The organism is Hymenobacter sp. BRD128, from assembly GCF_013256625.1.
Lineage (GTDB): Bacteria > Bacteroidota > Bacteroidia > Cytophagales > Hymenobacteraceae > Hymenobacter.
Window position 1 is genome coordinate 280,804 of the sequence record NZ_CP053908.1, and the last position, 25,350, is coordinate 306,153.

23 protein-coding genes and 1 pseudogene are annotated in these 25,350 nt (G+C 61.3%); 15 read left to right on the top strand and 9 right to left on the bottom strand.

Translation table 11 applies throughout. The features are described 5' to 3' along the window. Window positions 1-8: 8 nt before the first annotated feature. Window positions 9-932 (bottom strand): AraC family transcriptional regulator, encoded by a 924-nt coding sequence (locus tag GKZ68_RS01385; protein ID WP_173110031.1) that lies wholly within the window; start codon window positions 930-932, stop codon window positions 9-11. 136 nt (window positions 933-1,068) lie between these two features. Here GKZ68_RS01385 and GKZ68_RS01390 point away from each other — a divergent pair, with 136 nt between their 5' ends. Together GKZ68_RS01390 and GKZ68_RS01395 are read left to right on the top strand one after the other, a co-directional pair. Further along, window positions 1,069-2,598, top strand: coding sequence for an aldehyde dehydrogenase family protein (locus GKZ68_RS01390; RefSeq protein WP_173110033.1), 1,530 nt, complete (start codon window positions 1,069-1,071; stop codon window positions 2,596-2,598). A 167-nt stretch (window positions 2,599-2,765) separates the two neighbouring features. Further along, entirely contained in the window at window positions 2,766-3,158 is a 393-nt protein-coding gene (locus tag GKZ68_RS01395; RefSeq protein WP_173110035.1) for a DUF779 domain-containing protein, read from the top strand. A 28-nt stretch (window positions 3,159-3,186) separates the two neighbouring features. On the opposite strand, the gene GKZ68_RS01400 is transcribed toward GKZ68_RS01395, so the two are convergent. The 4 genes from GKZ68_RS01400 to GKZ68_RS01415 all read right to left on the bottom strand — a co-directional run bounded on the left by GKZ68_RS01400 (window position 3,187) and on the right by GKZ68_RS01415 (window position 6,599). Continuing rightward, a protein-coding gene (locus tag GKZ68_RS01400; RefSeq protein WP_217275360.1) for an IS5 family transposase occupies window positions 3,187-3,938 on the bottom strand; the annotation gives its coding sequence in 2 pieces (ribosomal slippage) (window positions 3,187-3,603 and window positions 3,606-3,938; 750 coding nt in all). A 41-nt stretch (window positions 3,939-3,979) separates the two neighbouring features. Beyond that, window positions 3,980-4,495, bottom strand: a complete 516-nt coding sequence (locus GKZ68_RS01405) for a DUF4440 domain-containing protein (RefSeq protein ID WP_173110037.1) — start codon at window positions 4,493-4,495, stop codon at window positions 3,980-3,982. Between the two features lie 88 nt (window positions 4,496-4,583). Beyond that, window positions 4,584-5,207: a hypothetical protein gene (locus GKZ68_RS01410; protein ID WP_173110039.1), complete on the bottom strand. Its 624-nt coding sequence runs from the start codon at window positions 5,205-5,207 to the stop codon at window positions 4,584-4,586. 633 nt (window positions 5,208-5,840) lie between these two features. Next, a complete protein-coding gene (locus GKZ68_RS01415; RefSeq protein ID WP_367949193.1) occupies window positions 5,841-6,599 on the bottom strand; it encodes a biotin--[acetyl-CoA-carboxylase] ligase in 759 nt (252 codons plus the stop codon). A 48-nt stretch (window positions 6,600-6,647) separates the two neighbouring features. Between GKZ68_RS01415 and rsfS the strand changes: the two genes are divergently transcribed. The 7 genes from rsfS (at window position 6,648) to GKZ68_RS01450 (ending at window position 15,761) form a co-directional block, all read left to right on the top strand. Then, window positions 6,648-7,040: a ribosome silencing factor gene (rsfS, locus tag GKZ68_RS01420; RefSeq protein ID WP_173110041.1), complete on the top strand. Its 393-nt coding sequence runs from the start codon at window positions 6,648-6,650 to the stop codon at window positions 7,038-7,040. 97 nt (window positions 7,041-7,137) lie between these two features. Next, window positions 7,138-9,210 carry an ATP-dependent zinc metalloprotease FtsH gene (gene ftsH, locus GKZ68_RS01425; RefSeq protein WP_173110043.1) on the top strand — a complete coding sequence of 691 codons (2,073 nt, stop codon included), beginning with the start codon at window positions 7,138-7,140 and terminating at the stop codon, window positions 9,208-9,210. A gap of 75 nt (window positions 9,211-9,285) precedes the next feature. Further along, on the top strand, window positions 9,286-9,948 hold the full coding sequence (locus tag GKZ68_RS01430) for an LUD domain-containing protein (protein ID WP_173110045.1): 663 nt from the start codon (window positions 9,286-9,288) through the stop codon (window positions 9,946-9,948). After that, window positions 9,926-10,717 (top strand): UDP-2,3-diacylglucosamine diphosphatase, encoded by a 792-nt coding sequence (locus GKZ68_RS01435; protein WP_173110047.1) that lies wholly within the window; start codon window positions 9,926-9,928, stop codon window positions 10,715-10,717. The genes GKZ68_RS01430 and GKZ68_RS01435 overlap by 23 nt, the downstream gene beginning before the upstream one ends. 13 nt (window positions 10,718-10,730) lie before the next feature. Beyond that, window positions 10,731-11,624, top strand: coding sequence for a hypothetical protein (locus tag GKZ68_RS01440; protein WP_173110049.1), 894 nt, complete (start codon window positions 10,731-10,733; stop codon window positions 11,622-11,624). Between the two features lie 192 nt (window positions 11,625-11,816). Further along, complete coding sequence (locus tag GKZ68_RS01445; protein WP_173110051.1) at window positions 11,817-12,980, top strand: zinc-dependent alcohol dehydrogenase; 1,164 nt, start codon at window positions 11,817-11,819, stop codon at window positions 12,978-12,980. Window positions 12,981-13,115: 135 nt separating this feature from the next. Then, window positions 13,116-15,761: a S8 family serine peptidase gene (locus tag GKZ68_RS01450; protein ID WP_173110053.1), complete on the top strand. Its 2,646-nt coding sequence runs from the start codon at window positions 13,116-13,118 to the stop codon at window positions 15,759-15,761. 60 nt (window positions 15,762-15,821) lie between these two features. Here the strand turns inward: GKZ68_RS01450 and GKZ68_RS01455 are convergent, their stop codons facing one another. After that, window positions 15,822-16,628, bottom strand: coding sequence for a M57 family metalloprotease (locus GKZ68_RS01455; RefSeq protein WP_173110055.1), 807 nt, complete (start codon window positions 16,626-16,628; stop codon window positions 15,822-15,824). A gap of 384 nt (window positions 16,629-17,012) precedes the next feature. Between GKZ68_RS01455 and GKZ68_RS01460 the strand changes: the two genes are divergently transcribed. The 3 genes from GKZ68_RS01460 to GKZ68_RS01470 all read left to right on the top strand — a co-directional run bounded on the left by GKZ68_RS01460 (window position 17,013) and on the right by GKZ68_RS01470 (window position 19,179). Continuing rightward, window positions 17,013-18,071 (top strand): regulatory iron-sulfur-containing complex subunit RicT, encoded by a 1,059-nt coding sequence (locus GKZ68_RS01460; protein WP_173110057.1) that lies wholly within the window; start codon window positions 17,013-17,015, stop codon window positions 18,069-18,071. 265 nt (window positions 18,072-18,336) lie between these two features. After that, the gene (locus GKZ68_RS01465) at window positions 18,337-18,654 is read left to right on the top strand and encodes a hypothetical protein (RefSeq protein ID WP_173110059.1); all 318 of its coding nucleotides are present in this window, start codon (window positions 18,337-18,339) and stop codon (window positions 18,652-18,654) included. A gap of 3 nt (window positions 18,655-18,657) precedes the next feature. Then, the gene (locus GKZ68_RS01470; protein ID WP_173110061.1) at window positions 18,658-19,179 is read left to right on the top strand and encodes a gliding motility lipoprotein GldH; all 522 of its coding nucleotides are present in this window, start codon (window positions 18,658-18,660) and stop codon (window positions 19,177-19,179) included. 70 nt (window positions 19,180-19,249) lie between these two features. Here the strand turns inward: GKZ68_RS01470 and GKZ68_RS01475 are convergent, their stop codons facing one another. After that, window positions 19,250-20,644, bottom strand: coding sequence for a mercuric reductase (locus GKZ68_RS01475; RefSeq protein WP_173110063.1), 1,395 nt, complete (start codon window positions 20,642-20,644; stop codon window positions 19,250-19,252). 146 nt (window positions 20,645-20,790) lie between these two features. Here GKZ68_RS01475 and GKZ68_RS01480 point away from each other — a divergent pair, with 146 nt between their 5' ends. Next, window positions 20,791-21,576 carry a hypothetical protein gene (locus GKZ68_RS01480; protein WP_173110065.1) on the top strand — a complete coding sequence of 262 codons (786 nt, stop codon included), beginning with the start codon at window positions 20,791-20,793 and terminating at the stop codon, window positions 21,574-21,576. Between the two features lies 1 nt (window position 21,577). Here GKZ68_RS01480 and GKZ68_RS01485 read toward each other — a convergent pair whose 3' ends face one another. Further along, window positions 21,578-22,690, bottom strand: coding sequence for a hypothetical protein (locus tag GKZ68_RS01485; RefSeq protein ID WP_173110066.1), 1,113 nt, complete (start codon window positions 22,688-22,690; stop codon window positions 21,578-21,580). Window positions 22,691-22,819: 129 nt separating this feature from the next. Beyond that, window positions 22,820-23,701, bottom strand: coding sequence for a succinate--CoA ligase subunit alpha (sucD, locus tag GKZ68_RS01490; RefSeq protein WP_173110067.1), 882 nt, complete (start codon window positions 23,699-23,701; stop codon window positions 22,820-22,822). A gap of 139 nt (window positions 23,702-23,840) precedes the next feature. Between sucD and GKZ68_RS01495 the strand changes: the two are divergent. Together GKZ68_RS01495 and GKZ68_RS01500 are read left to right on the top strand one after the other, a co-directional pair. Next, a pseudogene (locus GKZ68_RS01495) lies at window positions 23,841-24,815 on the top strand (PLP-dependent cysteine synthase family protein); the annotation flags it as partial. 70 nt (window positions 24,816-24,885) lie between these two features. Then, window positions 24,886-25,314, top strand: coding sequence for a response regulator (locus GKZ68_RS01500; protein ID WP_173110071.1), 429 nt, complete (start codon window positions 24,886-24,888; stop codon window positions 25,312-25,314). Window positions 25,315-25,350 lie beyond the last annotated feature (36 nt).

The window sequence follows — 25,350 nt, forward strand, 5'->3', positions numbered from 1 at the left end:
TGGCTAGGTTATAGCTGCTTTTTGTAAGCTCCCGGTGTAAAGCCCTCGTGCTTTTTGAATAAAGCTTGGAAATAGGATAGGTTATTAAAGCCCGCCCGCAGGCACACCTCGGCCACGCTCACCAGCGGCTGCCGCAGCAGCCGCTTAGCCTCGGCCAGCCGCTCGCGCACAATGTACTCGACCGGTGTGAGGCCAAACTCGCGCTTGAACATGCGAAAAAAGGTGGCCTTGCTCATGCAGGCCAGCGCGCTTAGTTTATCTACCGACAGGTTTTCGGCCAGATGCTCCTTGATGTAGTGCACCACCGCTGCGAAGCGGTGCGTGGTAAGGTGCCGGGCGTAGTCGTGAAAAATTAATTCTCGCGCCTGAGTTTGCATCAGGCGCACCAGCAGCTCTTGCAGAGTAAAGCCGGCTAGCACGTCCTTGGCCGCGTCGGTGGTGCGCGACACGGCCACCAGGCGCTCCAGAGTGCCCGTTAGCTCGGGCGTATTGGTGAGGTGGGCGTACTCGGGCCCGGCCAGCGCCCAGGGCGCGTGCGATTCGGTGCGCGGGTAGCGTTCGTTCAGTAAATCAACGGTTTGGCGAATGGTGTCGGGCGCGATAGCCACCGCCAGGCACTGCGTAGGCTGGCACAGGCAGGCCTCCGGAAAGTCAATTTCCATTAGCTCATCTTCGCCCACAACCACCGTTTCGCCGGGCAGGTAGTCGAAGGCTGGGCGGTCGGGCAGGTGCATCACTTTTTTGCCCCGCAGCATGGTAGTGAGGGCTAGCCCATCGAGGCGCAGCGGCACGCGCAGGGCCGCTTGGTGCGTCTCAAAAATATTCAGCTCAAAAGCGTCGAGGGCGAACACCGTGCGGTTTTCGACCAAAGAATGCAGCCGGTTTAGCGCCAGCGGAGGCACGGCGGCGGGCAAGTGGACGCGGGTGGGCATGAGTAGCTGAGTGAGGACTTACTAACGCAAGTTGCGACAATTTCGGCATTTTTTGCGACAATACCACAACCCGAGATGCTACTTGCAAAACCACCTTTGTTCTATTCTCCCACCTAGCTAAATTTTCTCTTCCGTCATGGCAGAAACCCTCGAAGCACCTACCACCCTGGTGGCCCGGCCCCAGTTTAAATCGCACTACGACAATTTCATCGGTGGCAAATGGGTAGCCCCGGTCAAGGGTCAGTATTTTGACAACCCGTCGCCCATCGACGGCAAGAACTTTACCAAAGTAGCCCGCTCCAGCAAGGAAGACATCGACCTCGCGCTCGATGCGGCCCAAGAAGCCTTCAAAACGTGGAGCAAGACTTCGGCCACCGAGCGCAGCAACGTGCTCAACAAGATTGCTAATCGCATCGAAGAAAACCTGCCGATGCTAGCCGCTGTGGAATGCGTCGAAAACGGCAAGCCCATTCGCGAAACAACTTATGCCGACCTGCCGCTGGTGGTCGACCACTTTCGCTACTTCGCCAGCGTCATTCGGGCCGAAGAAGGCAGCGCTACGGAGCTGAATGCCACTACGCTGTCGCTCAATATTGACGAGCCGCTAGGGGTTATTGGCCAAATTATTCCCTGGAATTTCCCCTTGCTGATGGCTACCTGGAAGCTGGCCCCCGCGATGGCTGCCGGCTGCTGCGTGGTGATGAAGCCCGCCGAGCAAACTCCGGCTAGCATCATGGTGCTGATGGAATTGCTCGAAGACCTCATTCCGGCCGGCGTAGTAAACGTGGTAAACGGCTTCGGCCTCGAAGCTGGCAAGCCGCTGGCCTCGTCGCCGCGCATCAACAAGGCCAGCTTCACGGGCGAGACGACCACCGGCCGCCTCATCATGCAGTACGCCGCCGAAAACCTCATTCCGGTGACGATGGAACTGGGCGGTAAGTCGCCCAACATTTTCTTTAAGAGTGTACTGGATGCCGACGATGACTTCCTCGACAAGGCCATTGAGGGCGCGGTGATGTTTGCCCTGAACCAGGGCGAAATCTGCACCTGCCCCTCGCGGATGCTCATTCAGGAAGACATCTACGACGAGTTTATTGCCCGTGTCATTGCCCGCGTGAAAGCCATCAAGCTCGGCAACCCGCTCGACATGGAAACCATGATGGGTGCCCAGGCCTCGAACGACCAGTACGAGAAAATTCTGAGCTACCTCGAAATCGGCAAGGCCGAAGGCGCCGAAGTATTGACGGGTGGCGAGGCTCACGCACCGGCCGACGGGGCGCTGGCCGAGGGCTACTACATCCAGCCCACGATGTTCCGGGGGCACAACAAGATGCGCATCTTCCAGGAGGAGATTTTCGGGCCGGTAGTGTCCGTCACGACCTTCAAAACTGTGGCAGAAGCCATCGAAATCGCCAACGATACGCTCTACGGCCTCGGCGCCGGCGTGTGGACCCGCGACGCGCACGAGCTGTACCAGGTGCCGCGCGCCATTCAGGCCGGCCGCGTGTGGGTGAACTGCTACCACGACTACCCGGCCGGCGCGCCCTTCGGCGGCTACAAGGCCTCGGGCTTCGGGCGCGAAAACCACAAGATGATGCTGGCTCACTACCGCCAGAATAAGAACATGCTGATTTCTTACAGCGAGAAGGCGCTGGGCTTTTTTTAGCAGCCCGCAGTAGCGTGCAGCTACCCAGAACGTCATGCTGAGCTTACCGAAGCATCTTGCTCGCGCCGCTAGAGTCACTAACTCTAATGATGCGCCCAAGATGCTTCGGCAAGCTCAGCATGACGTTCTTTTAGATATTGTAAATTATTCCTATCCAAAATTTCTTCATGCCCACTGCCCGCGTTCTTAGCACCCTAGCCGCTGATGCCACCATCGACCTGCTCCGCGACGAGCACGGCCCGCTCATGTTTCACCAAAGCGGCGGCTGCTGCGATGGCTCCTCGCCCATGTGCTTTGCCAAGGGCGAATTTCGGGTGGGGGCCAACGACGTGTGGCTAGGCCAGATTCACGGCTGCGACTTCTTTATGAGCGCCAGCCAGTTTGCCTACTGGCAGCACACCCAGCTCACGGTAGACGTAGTGAAGGGCCGGGGCGCCAGCTTCTCGCTCGAAATTCCGCTGGGCGTGCGGTTTCTCATTCGCTCGCGGCTCTTTACCGAAGCCGAGGAGCAAGCCATGACCCCGGTGCTCGATGGCGAGGAATACCTGACGCGAGCCTGACACCCTTTAGCTTAGGTTGCACGGACAATTAGCGAAGCCACAAGAGTGCTGAGATGAAATGCACCATTCCTAAGAAGCTGCTGGCCGTTTTATCATAGCGCGTGGCCAGCCGGCGAAACTGCTTGAGGCGACTAAAAAAGCGCTCGACTTTGTTGCGGTCGCGGTACAGATTTCGGTCAATCACGCGTTGGACGAGGCGGTTCTTTTTGCTGGGAATCACCGCTTGGGCACCGAGGGCGGCCACGCTGGCGAGTACGGCGTCCGTATCGTAGGCTTTGTCTGCCAGCACGTTGCTGGTACCCTCAGCGGCCGGCAGCAGTTCCGCTACGCGTCGACAATCGGCTTGCTGGCCGGGACCGAGCACCACGCGCAACGGGTTACCCAGCGCGTCGACGAGGGCGTGGATTTTGGTCGTCAGCCCGCCGCGGCTGCGGCCGAGGGCTTCGTCGCCGACGCGGCTTTTTTTCGGCTGCCCGCCGCCTGCGCGTGGGCCCGCACCACGGTCGAATCAAGCATCACCCAATCCAGGTCTGGTTCCTGCACGGCTTCGAACAAGCGTTGCCAAATGCCTTTTTGGGCCCAGCGCCGGCTGCGTTTGCGCAACGTGTCGTGTTTGCCAAAGCGGGCCGGCAGTGCACGCCAGGCGCAGCCGTGGCGCGCCACCCAGAACACGGCGTTGAGAAAGAGTCGGTTATCGACGCCTGTTCGGCCCACGTCGCCCGCTTTGCCCGATAAATGTGGGGCCAAAGCGGTCCAAGCACGGTCACTGATTTCATCCAGATTGCTCACGAACGCAAAGATAATTGTCCGTACAACCTAGCTTACTTTTTCTCCTGCACGGGCAGGTCTTCGAGGTGCGCCATACTGATTTTCCAACTGCCGTCATTGGCTTTCTTCCAGGCAAACACGTAGTTGCCGGTGCCGGTGCCAACGGTTTTTTCGGTGGGCGTGGGCAGCACATCTACCGAAAAGGTGCCGGCCTCGTAGGCCAGGTTCGCATCGGAGCCCGAGCTGACGCTGTACGTTTTCAGGTTAGCAATTGTGCCGATGGTGGGGGTAATCCACTTATTGGTCACCTCAGCCTTTCCCACAAAGTGCGTGGCGCCTTGTAAGAACTGCACGTCGTCGGCCAGCATGGCCGTCACCTTGGTCGCGTCCTTGTTGTTCCAGGCGCTCACAAATTGCTGGTCGAGGTCCGACACGTTGGCGGCCCCACTGGTAGTAGTGGCCGTAGTGGTAGTAGCCGCCGCCGTAGAGCCGGCCGCGGGCGACTGGCCGTTGCCGGAGCAGGCCGTCAGCAGAGCCGCTGCGCCGCACGAGAGTAAGTAAAATTTCATAAGGGTTTTTGGGCAAGAAGAAATGGCGAAAAAAAGCCAGCCCCCGGACCCTGGCCCGGTGGGCTGGCTTGGCTAAGCGATGGGCCGCTTACCAGCTTTTGCGCAGCACGGCCGAGTCGGGATAAGGCGTGCCGGGCTGGTCGAAGCCGGGATTAGAAAAAAAGCCGGCGGCCACGGCCACGTCGGCCACGGCCGGAGCTGCGCCCTTGGCCTGGCTAGCCTCGGCCCGACGCTCGGCCGCGAGGCGGCGCTCGGCCGAGGTGCGAATGGCCGCCGTGCGGGCGGCGTGGGCGCGCGCCACGGTGGCGCGCTCGGTAGCGGTTTTAGCGGCAGTTTGGGCGGCCGGCGTCGGCTTGCTGGCCACCGCGCGCTGGGCTTCGGCGGCCTGGGCCTCGGCAGCAGCCTGTTCCTGGGCAGCCTGCTGCTGCTGGGCAGCGGCTTCGGCGGCCTTGCGCTTGTTATCCGTGTATTTGCCGAGCGCAAAGCCGGCACCGGCGCCGGCTAGCCCCCCCAGTAGGCCACCTACCTTGCGGTTGCGCCCGTTGATGAGAATGCCACCCAGCACGCCAGCCGCCCCGCCAATGGCCGCGTCTTTGGCTTCGGGGCTCCAGCCCGTGCGGGGCGGGGGCTGGGTTTGCGCCTGGGCCGGGCGGCCCGGAAAACTACCCAGCAGCAGCACGGGCAGCATAAATAACCAACTGATGCGTTTCATGAAAGTAAAAGAATAAAGATGACCACCAGGCGGTGGCAAAAAGAATTGGCAAGCAGTGTGCCAGGTACGCAGCCGGCGGGCCGGCGGTTGGCCCGCAGCAGTACCTGCTTATCCACCGTTTAGCCTGGTTAATAAAAACTCATAATTCCTTCACCAGCACCCGAATATCCGCAGTACGGCTGTGGTCATCGGCGCAGGATATTTTGACCCCGCCCGGCGGCAGAAATATGCGGGTAGGGGCGGGCAGCACTTTTAAAAACAGGTTGTTTGCCACTGTGCCTGGCGCACCTCGCCGCCGCTGTTCGCCAGCGGTGAGCACCTACTCGGCATGAGCGGCGGGCGAAGTAATAGCAAGCAGCGGCGCGGCATCGACTCCGCTGGGGCCGGTAGCGGCGGCCGCACGCGGCAGGCGGCGCGCGGGTGGCCCCTGGCTTTCGCGGAGAGGCCAGCACGTGGGCTTCAGAGTGCGCCGGGCTGCCCTGGCCGTTGAAATTGCCCCCTCATACTCCGGTGGGGCACTCATCCAAACCCAGCCCGCCCGGTTCGGGATGATGGCCGGGGGCACCGCTTGGACCAGCGCCGGATACCGGCAACAAATAATCGGGTAGCGGCTGGAAATACGGCAGCGTCAATTTATAGGTATTTAATTTCCTGCAAGCCAAAGTGCTGCACTTCATCGCCGATTTGCAGGGCTAGCCGGCCATCGGGCTCCACCCCCACAATCTGGCCGTGCATGCGGCGACCGCTTACTTCATAGTCATGCCATTCGTGGTAGCAATAGAGGGCGGCCAGGTAGCTTTGGCGCAGCTCCCGGATGCGCCCGGCGCGCAGTTGGAGATAGCGCGCTTCCAGGCATTCGAGCAGATGCGCAGCCAGCACCTCGCGCTGAAAGTAGCGGCCCGTGAGGGCTCCCAGCGACGTAGCGGTGGGCACGGCAAAGTGCCGCTGGTTTACATTAAGCCCAATGCCGACGATGCTGGACTGAATTTTTGGCCCGCTCAGACTGTTCTCAATAAGAACTCCCCCAAACTTCTGCGTGCCGAAATACAAGTCGTTGGGCCACTTTAGGCGCAGCAGGGCCGAGGCCCCGAGCAGGGCCTCGGCCCAGTCGTAGATGCCCAGCGCCACGGCCTGGCTCAGCAAAAACTGCTGGCTGGCCTCTAAAAACGTGGGTAGCCAGACGATGGAAAGCGTCAGGTTTTCGCCGGGCGCGGCTAGCCAGATGTTGCCCCGCTGGCCCCGCCCGGCAAACTGGTCGTCCGTTATGACGGTACAGCCCTCGCTGGCCCGGTTTTCGCGCAACAGTTGCTGGGCTTCTGAGTTAGTAGAAGCGCAGGCGGGCAGCCAAATGAGCTGCCGGCCGGTAAATAAGGTAGTTGGGCTGATGACCACAGGGGTTGGCAGTCGTATATTAGCTAGCAAACAACGTAAACTTACTCTATGAAGAGCACCTTGGTTCGACAGGATTCGGACACATTGGCAGACGTAGCCGTGCGCGGCCTCCAAGACCGCAAAGGACAGGACATTGTGGTGATGAACTTGAAAGAGTTGAAAAACGCGGTGGCCGATTATTTTATCATCTGCTCGGCCTCGTCCGATACCCAGCTCGACGCCCTGGCTCGCTCGGTAGAAGAAGAAGTGGAAAAAGTGACTGGCCAGGCGCCTTGGCAGAGCGAAGGCCGCACCAATCGCGAGTGGATATTGTTGGATTACGTCGATGTGGTCGTGCACGTTTTTTTGCGCGACCGTCGGCAGTTTTATGCGTTGGAGGAATTGTGGGGCGATGCCGAAATCACCTACATCGAAGATACCGCTGACGTAGCCCGGCACTAAAGTATCGGGCCGCCGCCTGCGTCTTCGCTAGGGCATCGCCAACAACCCCCTAGCGGCGCGGTTGCACAGGAGTCCATTACAACTAAGTTAATTTTTTATGTCTGATACGACGCCCACCAAACGCCGCAAGCCGACGCTGCCCAATCCTACGCCCCGGCCGGGTGTGCAGCTGTGGGTGATGGCGGGGCTGCTGGTACTATTTCTAGGTATGTTCTGGTTCAACAACCAGAACGCCGCTATCAAAATCAATCAGCAGAAGTTTGAACAAATGCTGGCGGCTGGCGACGTGCACGACGTGTCGCTGGTCAACTCGCGCACCGTAGAAGTGGGCCTGACCCAGGCTGCCCTGCAAAAACCCGAGTACGCCCGCGACCTGGCCGCCCACCGCGGCCCGTTTGCCGACCACGGCGCGCAGTACTACTTTCCCATTTTCGACGCCAAGTATTTTCAGGAGCAGCTCGACAAACTCCAGGCCAACAAGCCGGGCGAGCAGCGCCTGCGCCTCGACCCGGTTGACCGCGTGGGGATTGCCGATATCATCAGCAGCTACGGCCTGATTATTCTGAGCATCATCCTGTTCGTGTTCCTCATGCGCCGCATGAGCAGCGCGGGCGGCCCCGGGGGCCAGATTTTCAACATCGGCAAGAGCCGCGCCGCCCTCTTTGAAGGCGGCGACAAGGTGAAAATCACGTTCAAGGACGTGGCCGGCCTGGAAGAAGCCAAGGAGGAGGTACAGGAAATTGTGGAGTTCCTCAAAAACCCCAGCAAATTCACCATCTTGGGTGGTAAAATTCCGAAAGGTGCCCTGCTGGTAGGCCCTCCCGGTACCGGCAAAACCCTGCTGGCCAAGGCCGTGGCCGGTGAAGCCGACGTGCCGTTCTTCTCACTCTCGGGTTCCGACTTCGTGGAGATGTTTGTGGGCGTGGGCGCGGCCCGCGTGCGCGACCTGTTTAAGCAAGCCAAAGCTAAGGCGCCCTGCATCATTTTTATTGACGAGATTGATGCCGTGGGCCGCTCGCGCAGCAAGGGCTCGATGCCCGGCGGCAACGACGAGCGCGAAAACACCCTGAACTCGCTGCTGGTGGAGATGGACGGCTTCGGCACCGACTCGGGCGTCATTATTCTGGCCGCTACCAACCGGCCCGATACCCTCGACTCGGCCCTGCTGCGTCCCGGCCGCTTCGACCGCCAGATTAGCATCGATAAGCCCGATATCAACGGCCGCACGGAGATTTTTAATGTGCACCTGAAGCCCCTCACGCTGGGCCCCGATGTGGACGCCAAGCGGCTGTCGGCCCAAACGCCGGGCTTTGCTGGCGCCGAAATTGCCAACGTCTGCAACGAGGCCGCCCTTATTGCCGCCCGCCGCGATAAGAAGTTCATCACTAACCAAGATTTTACCGACGCTATCGACCGCGTAATTGGTGGCCTGGAGAAGAAAAACAAAATTATCAGCCCTAGCGAGAAGCGTATTGTGGCCTATCACGAAGCGGGCCACGCCATCGTGGGCTGGTTCTTGGAGCATGCCGACCCGCTGGTGAAGGTGAGCATTGTGCCGCGTGGCGTGGCCGCGCTAGGCTACGCGCAGTACCTGCCCCGCGAGCAGTTCCTCTACAACGTGGAGCAAATGACCGACGAGATGTGCATGACGCTGGGCGGGCGCGCCGCCGAGGAAATCGTATTTGGTAAAATCTCGACCGGCGCACTCAGCGACCTCGAGCGCATTACCAAAACGGCGCAGTCGATGGTGGCCATCTACGGCATGAACGCGAAGCTCGGCAACGTGTCGTACTACGACTCGAAGGGTCAGAATGAGTACGGCTTCTCAAAACCCTACTCGGAAGCTACGGCCCAATTGATGGACGAAGAAATTCGTCATATTATCGAGCAGGCCTACGCTCGCACCAAAGAGCTGCTGATAGAGCGCCGCCACGAACTGGAAGTGGTAGCTAAAGAGCTGCTTGAAAAAGAAGTGCTATTGCAAGACGACCTGGAGCGCTTGGTCGGCAAGCGTCCCTTTGCTGAGCAAACCACCTACCAGGCCCATATGGCTGGCACCGACCGCTCCGAAACGCTGAGCGAGCTGAAGCAGGAGCACTCTGGCCTGCCGCTCGGCCAAGACACCCCCGAGCCGCACCTGCCCGGCCTCAATGAGCCGGAGGCAGTCTAATTTCAGCAGCACGAATCCATGCCACGAAAGGCCAGCCGCAGGGCTGGCCTTTTTTGTGGCCGTTACCTTTGCCCCATGCTTTCTCCCCGCGAACAACTGCTCGGCCGCATCCGCTCGGCGCTGGCGGCCGGGCCGGCGCCCGCGCCACCCGTGCCCGACTGGGCCGCGCCGGTGCACCCGCCGCTGCCCGCCGCTGACCTGGCCGTGGTCTTTGCCGAAAACTTCCGGCGCATCGGGGGCGAGTTTTTTTACTGCGAAACTTCGGCCCAGCTAGGTGCTGCGCTGCGCGACTGGCTAGCTGAGCGCCTGCCGGCCGGCCAGCAGTTTTACGTGTGGGAGCCGGCTATGCAGACACTGCTAGCCTCGGCTAAGGTGCCTTTGCAGGCCACGGCAGCTGATTTTCGCACGCAGGCCGCCGTAGGGCTGACCTCGTGCGAAGCTCTGGTGGCGCGCACCGGCAGCATCGTGGTAGCGCCGGCCACGGCCAGCGGCCGGCGGCTCAGCATATACCCCGACCAGCACTTGGTGCTGGCGAGGCCTAGCCAGGTGGTAGCCGAAATCGGCGATGCCCTGCGCGTGGTGCAGGCCCGCTACAGCGACCACTTGCCTTCTATGCTTTCGCTCACCACCGGCCCCAGCCGCACGGCCGATATTGAGAAAACCCTCGTGCTGGGTGCCCACGGCCCGCGCCGGCTCAGCTTGTTTTTATTGGAAGATGACGCCGAAACTGCTGCCTGAGCTGCCGCCGCTAGCCCTGGCGTCGGGCCAGCGCGTGTATTTTGCTTCCGATTTTCACCTCGGCGCGCCCGATGCCGCTACCTCGCGCGAGCGGGAGCGCCGCATCGTGCGCTGGCTCGACATGGCCGCTAAAGATGCCGCCGCCATCTATTTGCTCGGCGACGTGTTCGACTTCTGGTTTGAGTACAAGCATGCTATTCCGCGCGGATTCAGCCGCTTGCAGGGCAAGCTGGCCGAGCTGACCGATGCCGGCCTGCCCATTACGCTCTTCACCGGCAACCACGATATGTGGATGTTTGGCTACTTCACCCAGGAAATGGGCATCCCCATCCTGCGCGAGCCCGTGAGCCAGCGCATGGGCGACAAATTCCTGCACATCGGTCACGGCGATGGGCTGGGCCCCGGCGACTTTGCTTACAAGCGCCTGATGAAGCCGGTATTTGGCTCGCGCTTCACGCAGTGGCTTTTCGCGCGCCTGCACCCCAACCTCGGCATCGGCATTGCCAACCGCTGGAGCCGCCACTCGCGCTTGCAAAACGGCGAAGCCGATGCCCGATATTTTGGCGAGGATGAGTGGCTGCTGGTCTACTGCCGTGAGCTGGAGCAGCGCCAGCACCACGACTATTACGTATTCGGCCACCGCCACCTGCCGCTCGATGTGGCCGTGGCACCCGGCAGCCGCTATATTAACCTGGGCGAATGGGTCAATTATTGCTCCTACGGCGTGTATGATGGCAATGAGCTGGTTTTGCGCGAGTTTAAGAAGTAGTCTAAGGCTGGCGGTGGCTAGCCTACTGCCGCTGGCTAGCCTGGCCCAGGGCACCGTGCCTAGCGCAGCCTCGGTGGCGCCCGCCGCCCGCGTGGCCCCGGTCGAAACGGCGCCCGCGCTCAATACTGCTAATCCCAATGCCCCGGCCCCGGCCGCCGGGACCTGGACGCTCGTCAAGACCCTGGCCCTGCCCACCACCGGCGCGGTCTCGCTCGACCGGCGCGGCACGCTTTACCTCGCCGACCAGGACAACAACCTGCGCCAGCTGGCCCGCGATGGCCAGCCGCTCAATACCTACTCGCCCACCCAGCCCGGCCACGTGGCCGTGATTGAAGCCTGGAACCAGAACAGTCTGCTCGTCTTCTACGACGACCGGCAGCAGGTGCTGCTGCTCGACCGCTTTCTGGCGCCGCTGAGCGAAATCCGGCTCGCCGATTATATCGCTGGCACCGTGCGCACGGCCACGCTCGCCCCCGATGGCCTGCTCTGGCTGCTCGATGAGAGCGCCCTCACGCTGCGCGAATTTGACCCCCAGGCCCTGCGCGTGGTGCAAAGCACGCCGCTCGACCTCATCATCGGCCATAGTCGGCCCGACTTCCGCTTTATGCGCCAGTACCAGAACAATGTGTACCTGGTGGACCATACCAGCGGCATTTTCGTGTTTGACAACCTGGGCAACTATCGCAAGAAGCTGCCGTTTACCGGGCTGGATTTCATTACGTTCCGGGGTGATGAGCTGGCGTACATCAGCGGCGGGCAGCTGCATTTCTTTCATCTCTACAACCTCACCGAGCGCACCCAGCCGCTACCCGCCGGCCTCGATGCAACGACCGTGCGCCAGGTGCTACTCGGCGACCAGCTAGCCTACTTTGTTACGGCCAAAGGCGTGAGTATCTACCAGCTTTGAGTTGGGCATTGAGGGCTTGAGAGAGAGGTGCGTAGCGGATAAGTGCCGTGCAGGTTGGCCCGCCACAAGCTGAGCCAGGGCAACAATATGTAACACGGTTGCGGGAAGAAAGAAAGATTTTGCCGAACGTAACCGCCTGCCCTAGCGGCCGTTAGGTTGGGCAAGTTCTTCCACCCCTTTTCTTCCTTTTCCATGAAAGCATTAGTGTTTCACGGCCCGCGCAACGTCAGCGTCGATACCGTTGACGACCCCACGCTGAAAGACTCGCGCGATGCCATCATTCGCGTGACGAGCACGGCCATCTGCGGCTCCGACCTGCACATCTACAACGGCTCGCTGCCGACTACGCCCATGGTGCTCGGCCACGAGTTTATGGGCATTGTGGAGGAAGTGGGTAAGGGCGTGGGCAACCTTAAGCGCGGTGACCGCGTGGTGGTGCCCTTCCCGATTGCCTGCGGCCACTGCTTTATGTGCAACCACGAACTGCCCGGCCACTGCGAAAACTCCAACCCCGAGCACTACGGCCCCGAGGGCGGCCTGCTGACCCAGAAAGGTGGTGCGCTCTTTGGCTACACCGACCTCTACGGCGGCTACGACGGTGGCCAGGCCGAATACGTGCGCGTACCCTACGCCGATTTTGGTCCGCGCAAAGTGCCTGATTTTCTGACCGATGAGCAGGTGCTGTTCCTGACCGATATTTTTCCCACCGGCTATTCAGGTATCGACTGGGCCGAAGTGAAGGGCGGCGAATTTGTGGCCATCTTTGGCGCGGGCCCGGTAGGTATTATGTGCGCCAAGAGCGCCTGGCTGCGCGGCGCGGCTAGGGTTGTTATTATTGATACCCAGCAATATCGACTCGATAAGGCCAAGGAAACAACCCGTTGTGAAACCATCCTGTGGGAGAGCCACGACCAGGTAGTAGCGCAAATCCGCGATATGAGCCAGGGCCGTGGTGCCGACGTGTGCGTCGATTGCGTGGGCTTCGAGCCCGACCGTAACCTGCTCGACCGTGCCAAGGCCGTTATCAACCTCGAAAAAGGCTCGCCCAAAATTATCGAAACCTGTATGAGCGCCGTGCGGCGCGGCGGCGTGGTGTCGGTACTGGGGGTGTACGCTACCACCAATGACAATTTCCCGGTCGGCCAGTTTTTCGATAAAGGCATTAAGTTGGTGGGCGGCCAGGCCCCGGCGCACCGCCACATCGACAAGCTGTTGCAGCACATTATCAAGGGCGAAGTGGTGTTGGATGATATAATCTCGCACCGCCTGCCCCTCAGCCAGGCGGCGCACGGCTACGATATCTTCCGCCACAAAAAAGATAACTGCCTGAAAGTGGTGCTCAAGCCCGGCGAATAGCGCTGGCCCACTACCGCTCATTTTAACCCGGTTGCTCGTCCCAAAAAGGAAGGAGCAACCGGGTTTTTCGTCTCTTGCGTACCTTGTTGCCCGGAAAAATAAAGCGATTAACTACTGGTTATTTTACGTGGACTGATGCTGAAAACTGCTAGCTGGCTACTACCTGCCCGGCTGCTGGGGCTGCTGGCCAGCCTCGGGCTGCTGGCCCTGCCACTGCGGGCGCAGGTGGCCGGCAGCCCAAAATTGGCGCCCGGCGTGGCACTGGCTGCCCGGACTGCTACCAGCCGCCAGACCGTGCGGGTGCGGGTGCGCGAGGTCGCGGCGTTTCGCCAGTGGGCTAGCCAGGCATTTCCTGCGCTGCCAGTGCCACTTGCTGGTTCTGGCCAGCTGGTAACTATCAAGCTGGCTAGCCCGACCCAGCTGAGCACTCTGGCCGCTTCGCCGCTGGTCGAGTTTGTGGATGTGCCCGACCGCCCGGCCCACGACGAGCGCCTGCTCAATAGCGCCGACCTGACGGTGAACAGTATCCGGGCCGTGCAGCGGCGCTATCCCGCGCTCACCGGGCAGGGGCTGGCCGTCAGCATCAAGGAAAATCCGCTCGACCCGACCGACCTCGACTTTCGGGGGCGGCTGCTGAACACGCCGGCCGGCACGGTTATCGAGTCGGCTCACGCCAGTATTATGGCCACGCTCATTGCGGGCGGCGGCAACTCGGGGCCGGCCGGTGAAGGCGCGGCGCGGCAGGCGGGCATCGCCTCATCCTCCTACGCCAACCTGCTGCCCGACGCCAACGCCGACCTGACCCGACTCGGGGTGAGCGTGCAAAATCACTCCTACGGCACTGGCGTGGAAAATTATTACGGCCTCGAAGCCCTGGGTTACGACCAGCAGACGCGGCAGCTGCCCACGCTGCTGCACGTGTTTTCGAGCGGTAATTCGGGTAATCTGGCTAGCCCCGCTGGCCCCTACAAAGGCTTAGCGGGCGTGGCCAACCTCACCGGTCAGTTTAAAATGTCGAAAAACTCGCTGGCCGTGGGCGCCACCGACGCGCTAGGGCAGGTGGCGCCGCTCAGCTCGCGCGGGCCGGCCTACGACGGCCGCGTGAAGCCCGAGCTGGTGGCCTACGGCGACGCCGGCTCATCCGATGCCTCGGCGCTGGGCTCGGGCGCAGCGCTGCTGGTGCAGCAGGCCTACCGCGACCAAGCCGGCGCGCTGCCGCCCGCCGCACTGGTGAAGGCGGCGCTCATCAACAGCGCCCGCGACGTGGGCCGGCCGGAAGTGGATTTTGTGGCCGGCTTCGGCCAGCTCGATGCGCTAGGGGCCGTGCGCACGGTGCTGGAAAAACGCTACCAAAGTGGTACGCTGGCCCAGGGCCAGGAGCAGCTTTTTGCGCTGGCCGTGCCGGCCGGTACGCAGCAAGTGAAAATCACCCTCGCCTGGACCGACCCCGAAGCCGCTGCCAACGCCCCGCTAGCCCTCGTCAACGACCTCGACCTGGAGGTGCTCGGCCCCGGCGGGGCCAGCCGCTGGCTGCCCTGGACGCTCAGCCCCTACCCGAGCCTCGACTCGCTGGCCCTGCCCGCCCGCCGCCGCGCCGACCACCTCAACAATGTGGAGCAAGTCACCATCAGCCTGCCCGCCGCGGGCACCTACCAGCTGCGAGTGCGCGGCTACGCGGTGCCGAGCGGCCCGCAGGCGTTCAGCCTGGCTTATGAAGTGGGGGCGCCGGGCTTCGAGTGGCTCGTGCCGAGCGCCATCCGCAACGTGCGGCCGGCGCAGACTGCGCTGCTGCGCTGGAATTACGCCGGGCCGGCCACCACGGCCCGGCTCGACTATCGCCCGGTGGGCCGCGCCGCCTGGCGTCCCATCGCGGCTAGCCTCGACCCGGCGCAGCGCACGTATTCCTGGGCGGCGCCCGATACTACTACGCTAGCTCAGGTACGCTGCCTTATCGGTGGCCAGGCCTATGTGTCTGATACCTTCGCGCTGGCCCGGCCGCTGCCGGTGCACGTCGGCTACGTGTGCCCCAGCGAAACCCTGATTTCCTGGCCCGCCACGCCGGGTGCCGCGCAGTACCAGGTGTACCGGCTAGGCCCCACCGCTCCCGAGCCGTTTAAGCTGGTGGCCGATACGCTGGTGCAAATCACGCCGGCCCAGAACGCCGGGCCATACTTTGCCGTAGCGCCGGTACTGAGTGGCAAGCTAGCCGAGCGCGGCGCCACCGCCAACCTGGCCGAGGCCGGGGTGCGCTGCTACATTCGGTCTTTTCTGCCCCGTTTCCCCATTGCCGATACGGCGCAGCTGGTGCTGTCCTTGGGCACGCTCTACCAGCTGCAAGCTATTCAGCTTCAGCGTTTGGGAGCCGGCGGCTTTCAAACTATTCAGACGCTAAACCCCGTAACTCGGCTAACCACGCTTTTTGCCGACCTCACGGCTACGATTGGGCTCAACCGTTACCGGGTACTGGGTCAGGATGTAACCGGCCACCGCTTCATCAGCGATACGGTAGGCGTGCAGCTCGTGCGTCGCGGCGAGCTATTAGTATTTCCGATACCCGTGGTCGTCGGGCAAGATTTGCAAGTAGCCGGCGAGCCGGGGGTGTCGCTGCAAATCAGTCTCTATGATGCGCTAGGCCGCCTCGTGCGCAGCAGCCTAGTGAATGGCGCGCTTAATCTATTCGAGACGACTAGCCTGCAGCCCGGCGTGTACGTGCTGCGGGCCATTCCAACCACTGGCGGTGGCCCGGCGCGCGCCCGGCGCATCGTGCTGACCAGCCCTTGACTTAAAATTAAAAGCCCCCGGCCTGCGGCAGACCGGGGGCTTTTAATTTTACTTGGCAGCTTAATACAGGTAGTTGAGCGCCGTTACATCGTTGGTGTTAAACGGCCGGTTCACGCCGTTGCCCACGCAGGCCAGCATCCACGAGTTGGGGTCGGGGGCCGAAGGCGTACCCGGAATCAAAATAGCGCCCACCGTGCTGGCACCCTCATTTGAGGCACTGCCGCCGCAGCTATACGCACGGTTCATGTAGTCGGTGTGGCGAAAGCCGATGCAGTGGCCCATCTCATGCGCCATGATGGTGGCGATGTAGTTGGTATTCGTGCTGTTAATCACGCTGGGCACCAGCGTAAAGCCGGGTGCAGGATTGCCGCCGCTAGGAAAGCCGCCCGACTGACCCAACACACCAGGCCCGAGATTAGAAGAATACTTTACGGGCAGGTCGGCCGTGCCCGACGTAATGCGGGTAAAGTGCAGTTGCAGGTTGGCGGCGTTGTAGCGGCGGATGGCCTCGTCAATGGCCGTTACGTACGCCGCCGGGAACCGGGTCGAGAGGCTTACGGTGAGTGTGCGGGGCAGGCCGGTTACGAGGTTCGTGGTGCGGTACTGCTCGTCGGCACCCACGCGCAGCATCTTGTAGTCGGTTTTGCTGGCCAGCAGCTCGGGCGACAGAAAAATGTCGCCTTCCACAACGTAGCCGCCATCCACGGCTTTCAGGTCGCCGGTGCCGAAGCCCAGCGCCTTAACTTGCGCCTTTACGTCGTTGGAAATGGCGGTGGGCTGGGTGGCGGTATCCTGCGCTTTCTGGCAGCCAGCCAGCGAGATAGCCGCAACGGCTCCCAGGGCCAATAAGGAAGAGAACTTGAACATTGGTTTGGTTTGGAAAAGAATGAAAGGGAGGTAAAAATTGTGAGCCAAATGTGAAGATAAAAATTTGACTAATGACTGGCAATAGTATAAATGACTAAATTTTACACATTTGTGTGATTGTAATTATATTATCAGGTAATTATTTATATTTTAAACATAAATACAAACTGGCTTACTACCAGTTCTGCTTTGTCAGAAGTCTGCACAGCTACTTGAGTATATTAATTTTTTAAGAAAAAATAAGGCTGATACCCGTTTACGGCCCGGCCCCGGCTACTTTTTTGGCCCCAAGCCTTTCCGCTTGCGCAATCGGTTATCTTTGCTAGCTTCCCACTTTCGTGCGGCCGTTGCGTGCGGCCGCTTCATCTATAGATTCTCAGCCTCATGGCTTGTGCTACTTGTTCATCCGGCGGCGGCTGCTCGACTTCGAAAGTCGGCGGCTGCGGCTCCAAGGGGGGCTGCTCTTCGGGCGGCTGCACCCGGCTTAATGTATTCGACTGGCTCGCCGACGTCGACATGCCCTCCGATTTTCGGGGCTTCGACTGCGTCGAAATCCGCTTTAAGGGCGGCCGTAAGGAGTTTTTTCGCAACGATAAAAACCTGCCCCTCGTCACCGGCGACGCTGTGGTGGTGGAGGCCGCCGGCTCGGGCTGGCACCTGGGCCACGTAAGCCTCAAGGGCGAGCTGGTGCGCCTGCAAATGCGCAAGAAAAAAGTGCCCACCGACTCGCGCGATATCCGCCCCATTCTGCGCGTGGCCACCCCCGATGATGAGGAGCGCTGGCAGGCCGTGCGCGACCTCGAAAACGGCACCATGTTCCGGGCTAGGGCCGTAGTCGACGAGCTGCGCCTCAAAATGAAGCTCTCCGACGTCGAGTACCAGGCCGACCGCACGCGGGCGCTTTTCTACTATTCGGCCGAGGACCGCGTCGATTTCCGGGAGTTGATTCGACGGCTGGCCGACGAGTTTCGGGTGCGCGTCGAGATGCGTCAAATCTCCTTGCGACAGGAGGCGGGCCGCATCGGCGGCATCGGCGTGTGCGGCCGCGAGCTGTGCTGCTCTACCTGGCTCACCGACTTCAAAGCCGTGAGCACTACCGCCGCCCGCTACCAGAACCTTAGTCTCAACCCGCAGAAGCTAGCCGGCCAGTGCGGCCGCCTCAAGTGCTGCCTCAACTACGAGCTCGACGCCTACCTCGACGCGCTCAAAGACATTCCGCAGGTGCAGCGCCCGCTGCAAGTAGCTACGGGCGAGGCGTTTTTGCAGAAAACTGACATCTTCCGCAAGCGCATGTGGTTTGCCTTTAAAGGCGATAATAACTGGGTGATGCTGAGCGCTGAGCGCGTGCGCGAAGTAGTGGAAATGAATAAGAAAGGCGAAAAGCCTGACACCCTGCTAGCCCCCGCCAAGAGCAAGAGGTGGCCCCCGCCGTTTCGACCCTGATGGAGGGCGACCTCGACCGCCTCGACGACCAGATAAAAGCCGGTAGCAAGCGCGGCAAGCGCAAGCGCAAGGAGCGCGACCGCCCCGAGCGCCCCGCCGCCGCCAGCCCCGAAGCCGCCAGTCCTACCCCCCCGAAACCAAAGAAGCACGCGAGCCCCGCGAAGGCCGCGAGCCCCGCCGCCGCGAGCGCCCCGAAGGCGGCCGCGCCCCGCGCGCCGAGGGTGGCCCGCGCCCACCCCGCGCCGAAGCCGCCGCTAGCCCCAGTGTGCCGCCTACCGAAGGCCAGCCCGAGCAGCGGGGCCGGCGCGGCGCCGCCGCGCGGCCTCTTAACCGCCGTAGCGGCCGGGGCCACCGCGAAGGCGGCGATGGTGCCACACCGCGCCCCGACCAGGAAGTCCGCCCGCGCCGTAACGAGCCCACTGCCGGCTCGCAGAGCCCGCGCCCGCCCCGCGAGGGTGGCGACCAGCCCCGCCCCGAGGGCGGCCAGAGCAGCCGTAACCGAGGCCGGCGCGGCGGCAGCGGCCGCCGCAGCGGGGAGGGTGGGGCTGGCCCGGCTGCTTCTATTCCTCCTAGCGCCTCGTAAGCTATGCGTTGCTCTTTGTCTTTTGCCCGGCCGCTAGGGCTAGCCCTGCTGCCGTTGCTGGGGGCGGCGGCCCTCAGTGCCTGCGACCCCAACCGGGTGTATGAAGAAAATGTGGACCTAAAATCGCCCTCCGGCGATGCCTACGTGTGGGACGTGCAGCAGCGCCCCGCATTTACTTTTTCCATTGCCGATACTACGGCTCGCTACGACGTATATTTCAACGTGCGCAATGCCGCAGGCTATGGGTTTTACAATCTGTACCTGAAGCACACGCTCACCGGTCCCGGTGGCCGCCCGGCTGGCCCGGCGCTGCTGCACCAGTTGGTGCTAATGAACCCCAAAACCGGCGAGCCGCTGGGAGCCGGCGCGGGCGATATCTTCGACCACCAGTTCCTGGCGCTGCCGCACCAGCATTTTGCCAAAGCCGGCACCTATAAGCTGACCCTGGAGCAGTACATGCGCCAAAACCAACTACCCGGCATCATGGCCGTGGGCGTGCGCGTAGCCAAAGAAGGGAAGAAATAGCCGGTAGCAGAAAGCTCGTCATACTCAACAACGCGGACGCCGGCTGAGCACGACGGGCTTTCTGCTACTGCTACTTCGCTAGCTCTTTCCAGACCACGTTCAGGCCTTCGGCCCAAATAGGATGGGCGATAACCATATTCTGGAGCTGCTGGTAGCGCAGCCGCCCGGTCATGGCTACTTGCAGAATAGTCATGATGTCGCCGGCCTCGGGACCCACGATGGCGGCGCCCAGAATACGGTCGTCGGGGCCCACGAGTACCTTCCAGAAACCCGTTTGCTGGCCCGTTTGCTGGGCGCGGCCAATGCTGCGCACGGGTAGCTTCGACACGCGGTAGTCGATTTTTTGCTCTTCGGCCTGGCTTTCGCTCAGGCCGATGCGGCCGAGCTGCGGGTCGGTAAATACGCAGTAGGGCAGGGGCCGCTGCTTGGCCGAGCGGCGGCCGCGGTGCAGCAGGTTGTCGCGGACTACCCGAAAGTCATCGTAGCTGATGTGCGTAAACTGCGGCCCGCCGTGCACGTCGCCCAGCGCGTAGATGTGGCGCGCGCTGGTCTGCAAGCGGCTGTTTACCTGAATGTAGCCTTTTTCATCGGTCTGGATGCCGGTGGCTTCCAGGTTCAGCGAGTCCGAATTGGGCCGGCGGCCCACGGCTACCAGCAAGTGGCTACCGTGCAGGCGGCGCTCGCCGTGGGGCGTGTCGAGGGTGGTAGTCAGTTCGCCGGCCGCGTTGCGCGATACGCGCCGCGCCTGGGCTTCGAGTAGCAGTTCGATACCATCTTGGGTGAGGGCTTTTTGGAGGCACTCGCACACGTCGTCGTCTTCGCGCTCCAGCAGCTGGTGGCCGGTTTCAATAATAGTGACGCGGCTGCCGAAGCGCCGGAACATCTGCCCAAACTCCAGCCCGATATAGCCGCCGCCCAGGATAAGCAGGTGCTCGGGCACCTCCTGAATATCGAGCAGGCTAGTAGTAGTGAGGTAACCCGCATCGGCCAGGCCCGGTACATCGGGCACGGCCGGCCGGGTGCCGGTATTGATAAAAATCTGCTTGGCCCGAACGTCGCTGGCCTCGCGTTGGGTTTCCTGCACCCGCACCGTATGCTTGCCTGTGAAGGCGGCGTGGCCGTGCAGCACCGTGAGGTTGGGATGCTGGCGCACCAGCGCCTCGTGCAGGTTGTGGCGCGAGTGGGCCAGCAGGGCATCTTTGCGGGCAATAACAGCGGGCATATCCACGGTGGCCTCGCCGCCCAGCCGGATGCCCAGCGCGGCGGCTGTGCGCACCTGGTGCAGGCGCTCGGCCGAAGCCAGAATAGTCTTGGTGGGCACGCAGCCGTAGTTAACGCACGAGCCGCCCAAGTGAGCTTCTTCAACCAGAATAACGGTGCGGCCGGCTTCAGCTAGGGCTGTGGCGAGGGGGTTGCCGGCCTGGCCGGAGCCAATGATGAGGGCATCGCAGGAATAATCAGACATAGATACGGGCTAGGGCCGCGCGCAGTGGTGGCTGGGTGGCATACGCAAAAAGCCGGCTGGCGACCGGCTCCCCTGCAACGCTTTGGCCAGGGCCAGCCTCCACGCTATAGCCGTATTTTGCCCGGTGCGGGCGGGGCTGGCTGCTTATGGAGACATTCTTACGCTATTGCTTATTAAGTGGGCTGGGCGCGCTGCTCGGTGGCTGCTCGGTGTACGTACCCATGCTGGGCGCCGCGCCTGAGATTCGGCAAAAAGGCGAGCTGGAAGTAACGGGCGCCTGGTCGCTGACCAACCGCGTCGATGCCAGCGCCACCTACTCGCCCCTCCGCCACCTGCTGGTGCGCGCCGCCGTGAGCAGCAAAGGCGGTGGCCACCAGGAGGCTAACGACAGTGCTAGCTTCGCGCAAAATAATCAGTATGAGCTGAATGTAGGTACCTACTGGCCGCTGGGCAAGCAGTGGCTGCTAGGAGGGCTAGCGGGTTTTGGCCAGGCCCACAGCCAGGCCCGCTATACCGACGACGGCGACGTGAGTTTTAATATATTCGGCTACCGCCAGCCCATCCGGCACCAGTTCGACGCCATCTATGCCAAATACTCGGCCGAAATCTATGGTACCTGGCAGGCGAGCGAGTGGGTGAGCCTGGGCCTGGCCTGCCGGCTGGTGCAGCTGCGCCTCACCGACGTGACCGACCGCTACGTGCCGGTGCAGGCCGGCCCCATTGTGCGCTACGAGCCCATGCTCTACCTGCGGGTGCGGCCCAATGGCGGCCCGGTGCAGTGCCAGGCCGCGCTGGGCACTTCTGCCACTTTCGGCTACGATGGGCGCCGGGCGCTCGACCAGGCCGACCCAGCCCGCCAGTTCAGGCTGGGCTACGGTTACGCGTCGCTGGGCATTGCGTTTTACCCGCACTTGCTGTGGCAGGGGAAATAAGTTATTTGGGTTTGCTCTCGAAAAAATTACTAAGTGGGCGCTTAAACAAACCGTTGGTAGTGCCTAGGTACACGGTGTCGCCGAGTTGCGCCAGGTCGGTAAAATCGGCTTGCCCCAGGCCGTCATTTTTAAGCTCGCGCACCCGGTAGCTATTGCCCTGCCAGCGCAGCGAGTACAGCGAATTGGTAATAATAGTGTGGGTGATGCCCACCAAACTGTCTCCGACCGGCCGAAACGTACTAACTCCAAAATAATTGGGCACGCCAGTAAAGCGCTGCCAGGTTTCGCCGTTATCAGCCGACGTTATCACCGCCCTGGAGCCATTGCCTTCTACCGCGTACACTGTACCCTGCCACTTGTAGTAGTTAACCACGGCGGCCGGGCCAAAAACCTGCCTGGCCGTGCCATCGGGCTTTATCTTATAAATACCTTGGTTAAAAGCGTTTACCAGAAAATATTCGTCGATAACCGCCACCGTGCAAAAACCGGCATACGTGCCAGTAGCCGATAGTGGTACCTGCACCACCTGCGTTTGGGCCGTTACCTGACCAAAGTAAGTGGTAATTTTAGAAAGCGTAAAGTGAAGGTTAGGGTCAGGGTATTTGGTAGTCAAATAGTTAACCAATAGTTGATTATTGTTATTGATGGCGCCAAATTGCAACGGCACGTACCCGCGGTTATTAACAAAAACAGTGGCAGTAGGGTCGAGTCGGTGTAAGTGAATTTCGGCCCCCAAATTAGCAGCGAATGGCGGCGCGGTAGGAAACGCCAACAATACAGAGTCGCTGTGGTAAGGATAAGCAAAGAAATTTGGCCCTAGCGGAATACGCGTTTGCACATCGGCTGGCAGTACTACCGTGCTTAAGGGGCCTGTTACCGACTCATAATAGCCATAGGTGCGGCGGGCAGTAGCGGTAGGCGAAGGTGTAAGGACTCCAAACCAGCTAGGCTGCTGCAAGTAGATAGAGTTGGCATCTTTCGACATGCCTATAATAAATTTTTGTAAACCATACAGTTGCTTTACTTCCGACCAACTGTACTGCTTGTCTACCTCCTGCACTACAATTTTTTCTACTTCTTTTTTGCAGGCCGTGACCAGCACCAGGGTAACCAAAATGCAAAAAAGCTTGAGAAGTATCTGTATAAGAAAAATCAAGTAAGTAGGTTACTGGATATAAAAGTAGCCAAAAAAAGCCCCGGCAAGTACCGGGGCTTTGACTGTGTTCTTAATGAAGGGCTAGCCCTACTTGCCGCCCAGCACCCGCAGCATCGTATCGCCAATCTCGGCGGGCGAATCCACGACGTGGATGCCGCACTCGCGCATGATGGCCATTTTGGCGGCGGCCGTGTCGTCGGCCCCGCCTACGATGGCGCCGGCGTGGCCCATGCGGCGGCCGGGAGGCGCGGTTTGGCCGGCAATAAAGCCTACTACGGGCTTCTTGTTACCGGTTTCCTTAATCCAGCGGGCGGCTTCGGCTTCCATGCCGCCGCCAATTTCGCCAATCATTACGATGCCCTCGGTTTCGGGGTCATTCATCAAAAGCTCCACCGCCTGCTTGGTGGTGGTGCCGATGATGGGGTCGCCGCCGATGCCGATGGCCGTGGTCTGGCCCAGGCCGGCCTTGGTGAGCTGGTCAACGGCTTCGTAGGTCAGCGTGCCCGACTTCGATACGATGCCAATCTTGCCTTTCGAGAAGATAAAGCCGGGCATGATACCCACCTTGCACTCGCCGGCCGTAATCACGCCGGGGCAGTTGGGACCCACCATCGTGATGCCCGGGCGGTCCTTGAGGTAGTGCTTCACGGCAATCATGTCCTTGGTAGGAATGCCTTCCGTGATGGTCACAATCACCTTAATACCCGCCTGGGCAGCTTCCAGAATCGCGTCGGCGGCGAAAGCCGGGGGCACGAAAATGATGCTGGTATCGGCCTGGGTAGCGGCCACGGCATCGGCCACGGTGTTGAACACGGGCCGGCCGAGGTGCTCGGTGCCGCCCTTGCCGGGCGTCACGCCGCCCACTACCTGGGTGCCGTAATCCATCATTTGCTGCGCGTGGAACGAGCCTTCGGAGCCGGTGAAGCCCTGCACGATGACCTTGGAATCTTTATTGACGAGAACGCTCATGGGCGGCTAACTTGTTGAGGAGAGTTGAGTGGGGCAAAAGTAGGGCCGGGGCGGGCAATGCGCGCACGCCCGGCCCCCGCCCGGTAGCCTGCCTACCTTTGTGGTCCCACTGGCTCTTTATTGTTCCCCACCTGGCAGCATGTATTTCAACCATATTATCGACACGCTCGGCAACACGCCGCTCGTGAAGCTCAACCGCGTTACCGAAAGCATTAAAGGTACCATTCTGGCTAAGGTAGAATACTTTAACCCCGGCAATTCGGTGAAGGACCGCATGGCCCTGCGCATGATTGAGGATGCCGAACAGGCCGGCCTTATTAAGCCGGGCGGCACCATCATCGAGGGCACCAGCGGCAACACCGGCATGGGGCTAGCCCTGGCCGCCATCGCCAAAGGCTACAAAACGGTGTTCGTGATGAGCGACAAGCAAAGCAAGGAAAAGCAGGACATCCTGCGCGCCGTGGGCGCCGAGGTGGTGGTGTGCCCCGTCGACGTGGCCCCCGACGACCCGCGCAGCTACTACTCGGTGGCCCGCCGCCTCAACCAGGAAACCCCTAACTCGTTCTACCCCAATCAGTACGACAACCTCTCGAACACGGCGGCGCACTACGAAACCACCGGCCCCGAAATCTGGCAGGGCACCGAGGGCCGCATCACGCACCTGGCGGCCGGCGTGGGCACGGGCGGCACCATCTGCGGCAGCAGCAAGTACCTGAAAGAGCAGAATAGCCAGGTTTTTACGCTCGGTATCGACACCTACGGCTCCGTGTTTAAGAAGTATAAGGAAACCGGTATTTTCGACCCAAACGAAATATATCCCTACAAAACGGAAGGCATCGGCGAGGATATTCTGCCAAAGAATGTAGACTTCGACGTCATCGACCAGTTTATTAAAGTGGGCGATAAGGATGCCGCGCTCATGACGCGCCGGCTAGCCAAGGAGGAGGGCCTGTTTGTGGGCTGGAGCTGCGGCTCGGCTGTATTCGGCGCCTTGGAGTATGCGCGCGAGCATCTTACGGAGAGCGACACGATGGTGATTATCCTGCCCGACCACGGCACGCGCTACCTGGGCAAGATTTATAACGACGACTGGATGCGGGCGCAGGGCTGGCTGTAGCCTCCCGTTGAGCTTGCTAAAGCGAAAGGCCAGAAGTATCTTCGTTATCCCATTCAGGCTGCTTATTATGACGGACGCGCTCAACCATATCGTGTTGATAGAGGACAACGAGACGACCAGCTTTCTCAACAACCGTTTGCTAAGCCGCTTGGGCGTGGCCCGGCAGGTGAGCTCGTTTGCGAAAGCTGAGGAAGCGCTCGATTTTCTGTGGGGTGGCGCCCAGGCTAGCCCCGCCGACGCGCAGGCCGTGCCCGACTTGGTATTCGTGGACCTGAAAATGCCCGGCATGAGCGGCTTCGATTTTCTGGAGCGCTACAGCCAGCTGCCCGCCGATACCCAGGAGCGCACCGTGGTGGCCGTGCTCACTACCTCGATGCACGGCGCCGACACGGCCCGCGTAGCGCAGTATCCCAACGTAGAGTACCTCACCAAGCCGCTTACCGAAGAGAAAATGCAGCGCCTGCTGGCCAAGCGCTTTTCGGGCGTGAGCTGGTAAAGCAACTATCCGCAAAGGCCGTCTTACCCGCTAAGA

Coding starts and splice junctions, on each gene's coding strand:
- GKZ68_RS01395 (WP_173110035.1), top strand. CDS start 2,766: ATGCCCACTGCCCGCGTTCTTAGCACCCTAGCCGCTGATGCCACCATC.
- GKZ68_RS01500 (WP_173110071.1), top strand. CDS start 24,886: ATGACGGACGCGCTCAACCATATCGTGTTGATAGAGGACAACGAGACG.
- rsfS (WP_173110041.1), top strand. CDS start 6,648: ATGAAGAGCACCTTGGTTCGACAGGATTCGGACACATTGGCAGACGTA.
- GKZ68_RS01385 (WP_173110031.1), bottom strand. CDS start 932: ATGCCCACCCGCGTCCACTTGCCCGCCGCCGTGCCTCCGCTGGCGCTA.
- ftsH (WP_173110043.1), top strand. CDS start 7,138: ATGTCTGATACGACGCCCACCAAACGCCGCAAGCCGACGCTGCCCAAT.
- GKZ68_RS01405 (WP_173110037.1), bottom strand. CDS start 4,495: ATGAAATTTTACTTACTCTCGTGCGGCGCAGCGGCTCTGCTGACGGCC.
- GKZ68_RS01390 (WP_173110033.1), top strand. CDS start 1,069: ATGGCAGAAACCCTCGAAGCACCTACCACCCTGGTGGCCCGGCCCCAG.
- GKZ68_RS01480 (WP_173110065.1), top strand. CDS start 20,791: ATGGAGACATTCTTACGCTATTGCTTATTAAGTGGGCTGGGCGCGCTG.
- GKZ68_RS01470 (WP_173110061.1), top strand. CDS start 18,658: ATGCGTTGCTCTTTGTCTTTTGCCCGGCCGCTAGGGCTAGCCCTGCTG.
- GKZ68_RS01475 (WP_173110063.1), bottom strand. CDS start 20,644: ATGTCTGATTATTCCTGCGATGCCCTCATCATTGGCTCCGGCCAGGCC.
- GKZ68_RS01435 (WP_173110047.1), top strand. CDS start 9,926: ATGACGCCGAAACTGCTGCCTGAGCTGCCGCCGCTAGCCCTGGCGTCG.
- GKZ68_RS01460 (WP_173110057.1), top strand. CDS start 17,013: ATGGCTTGTGCTACTTGTTCATCCGGCGGCGGCTGCTCGACTTCGAAA.
- GKZ68_RS01430 (WP_173110045.1), top strand. CDS start 9,286: ATGCTTTCTCCCCGCGAACAACTGCTCGGCCGCATCCGCTCGGCGCTG.
- sucD (WP_173110067.1), bottom strand. CDS start 23,701: ATGAGCGTTCTCGTCAATAAAGATTCCAAGGTCATCGTGCAGGGCTTC.
- GKZ68_RS01450 (WP_173110053.1), top strand. CDS start 13,116: ATGCTGAAAACTGCTAGCTGGCTACTACCTGCCCGGCTGCTGGGGCTG.
- GKZ68_RS01445 (WP_173110051.1), top strand. CDS start 11,817: ATGAAAGCATTAGTGTTTCACGGCCCGCGCAACGTCAGCGTCGATACC.
- GKZ68_RS01455 (WP_173110055.1), bottom strand. CDS start 16,628: ATGTTCAAGTTCTCTTCCTTATTGGCCCTGGGAGCCGTTGCGGCTATC.
- GKZ68_RS01410 (WP_173110039.1), bottom strand. CDS start 5,207: ATGAAACGCATCAGTTGGTTATTTATGCTGCCCGTGCTGCTGCTGGGT.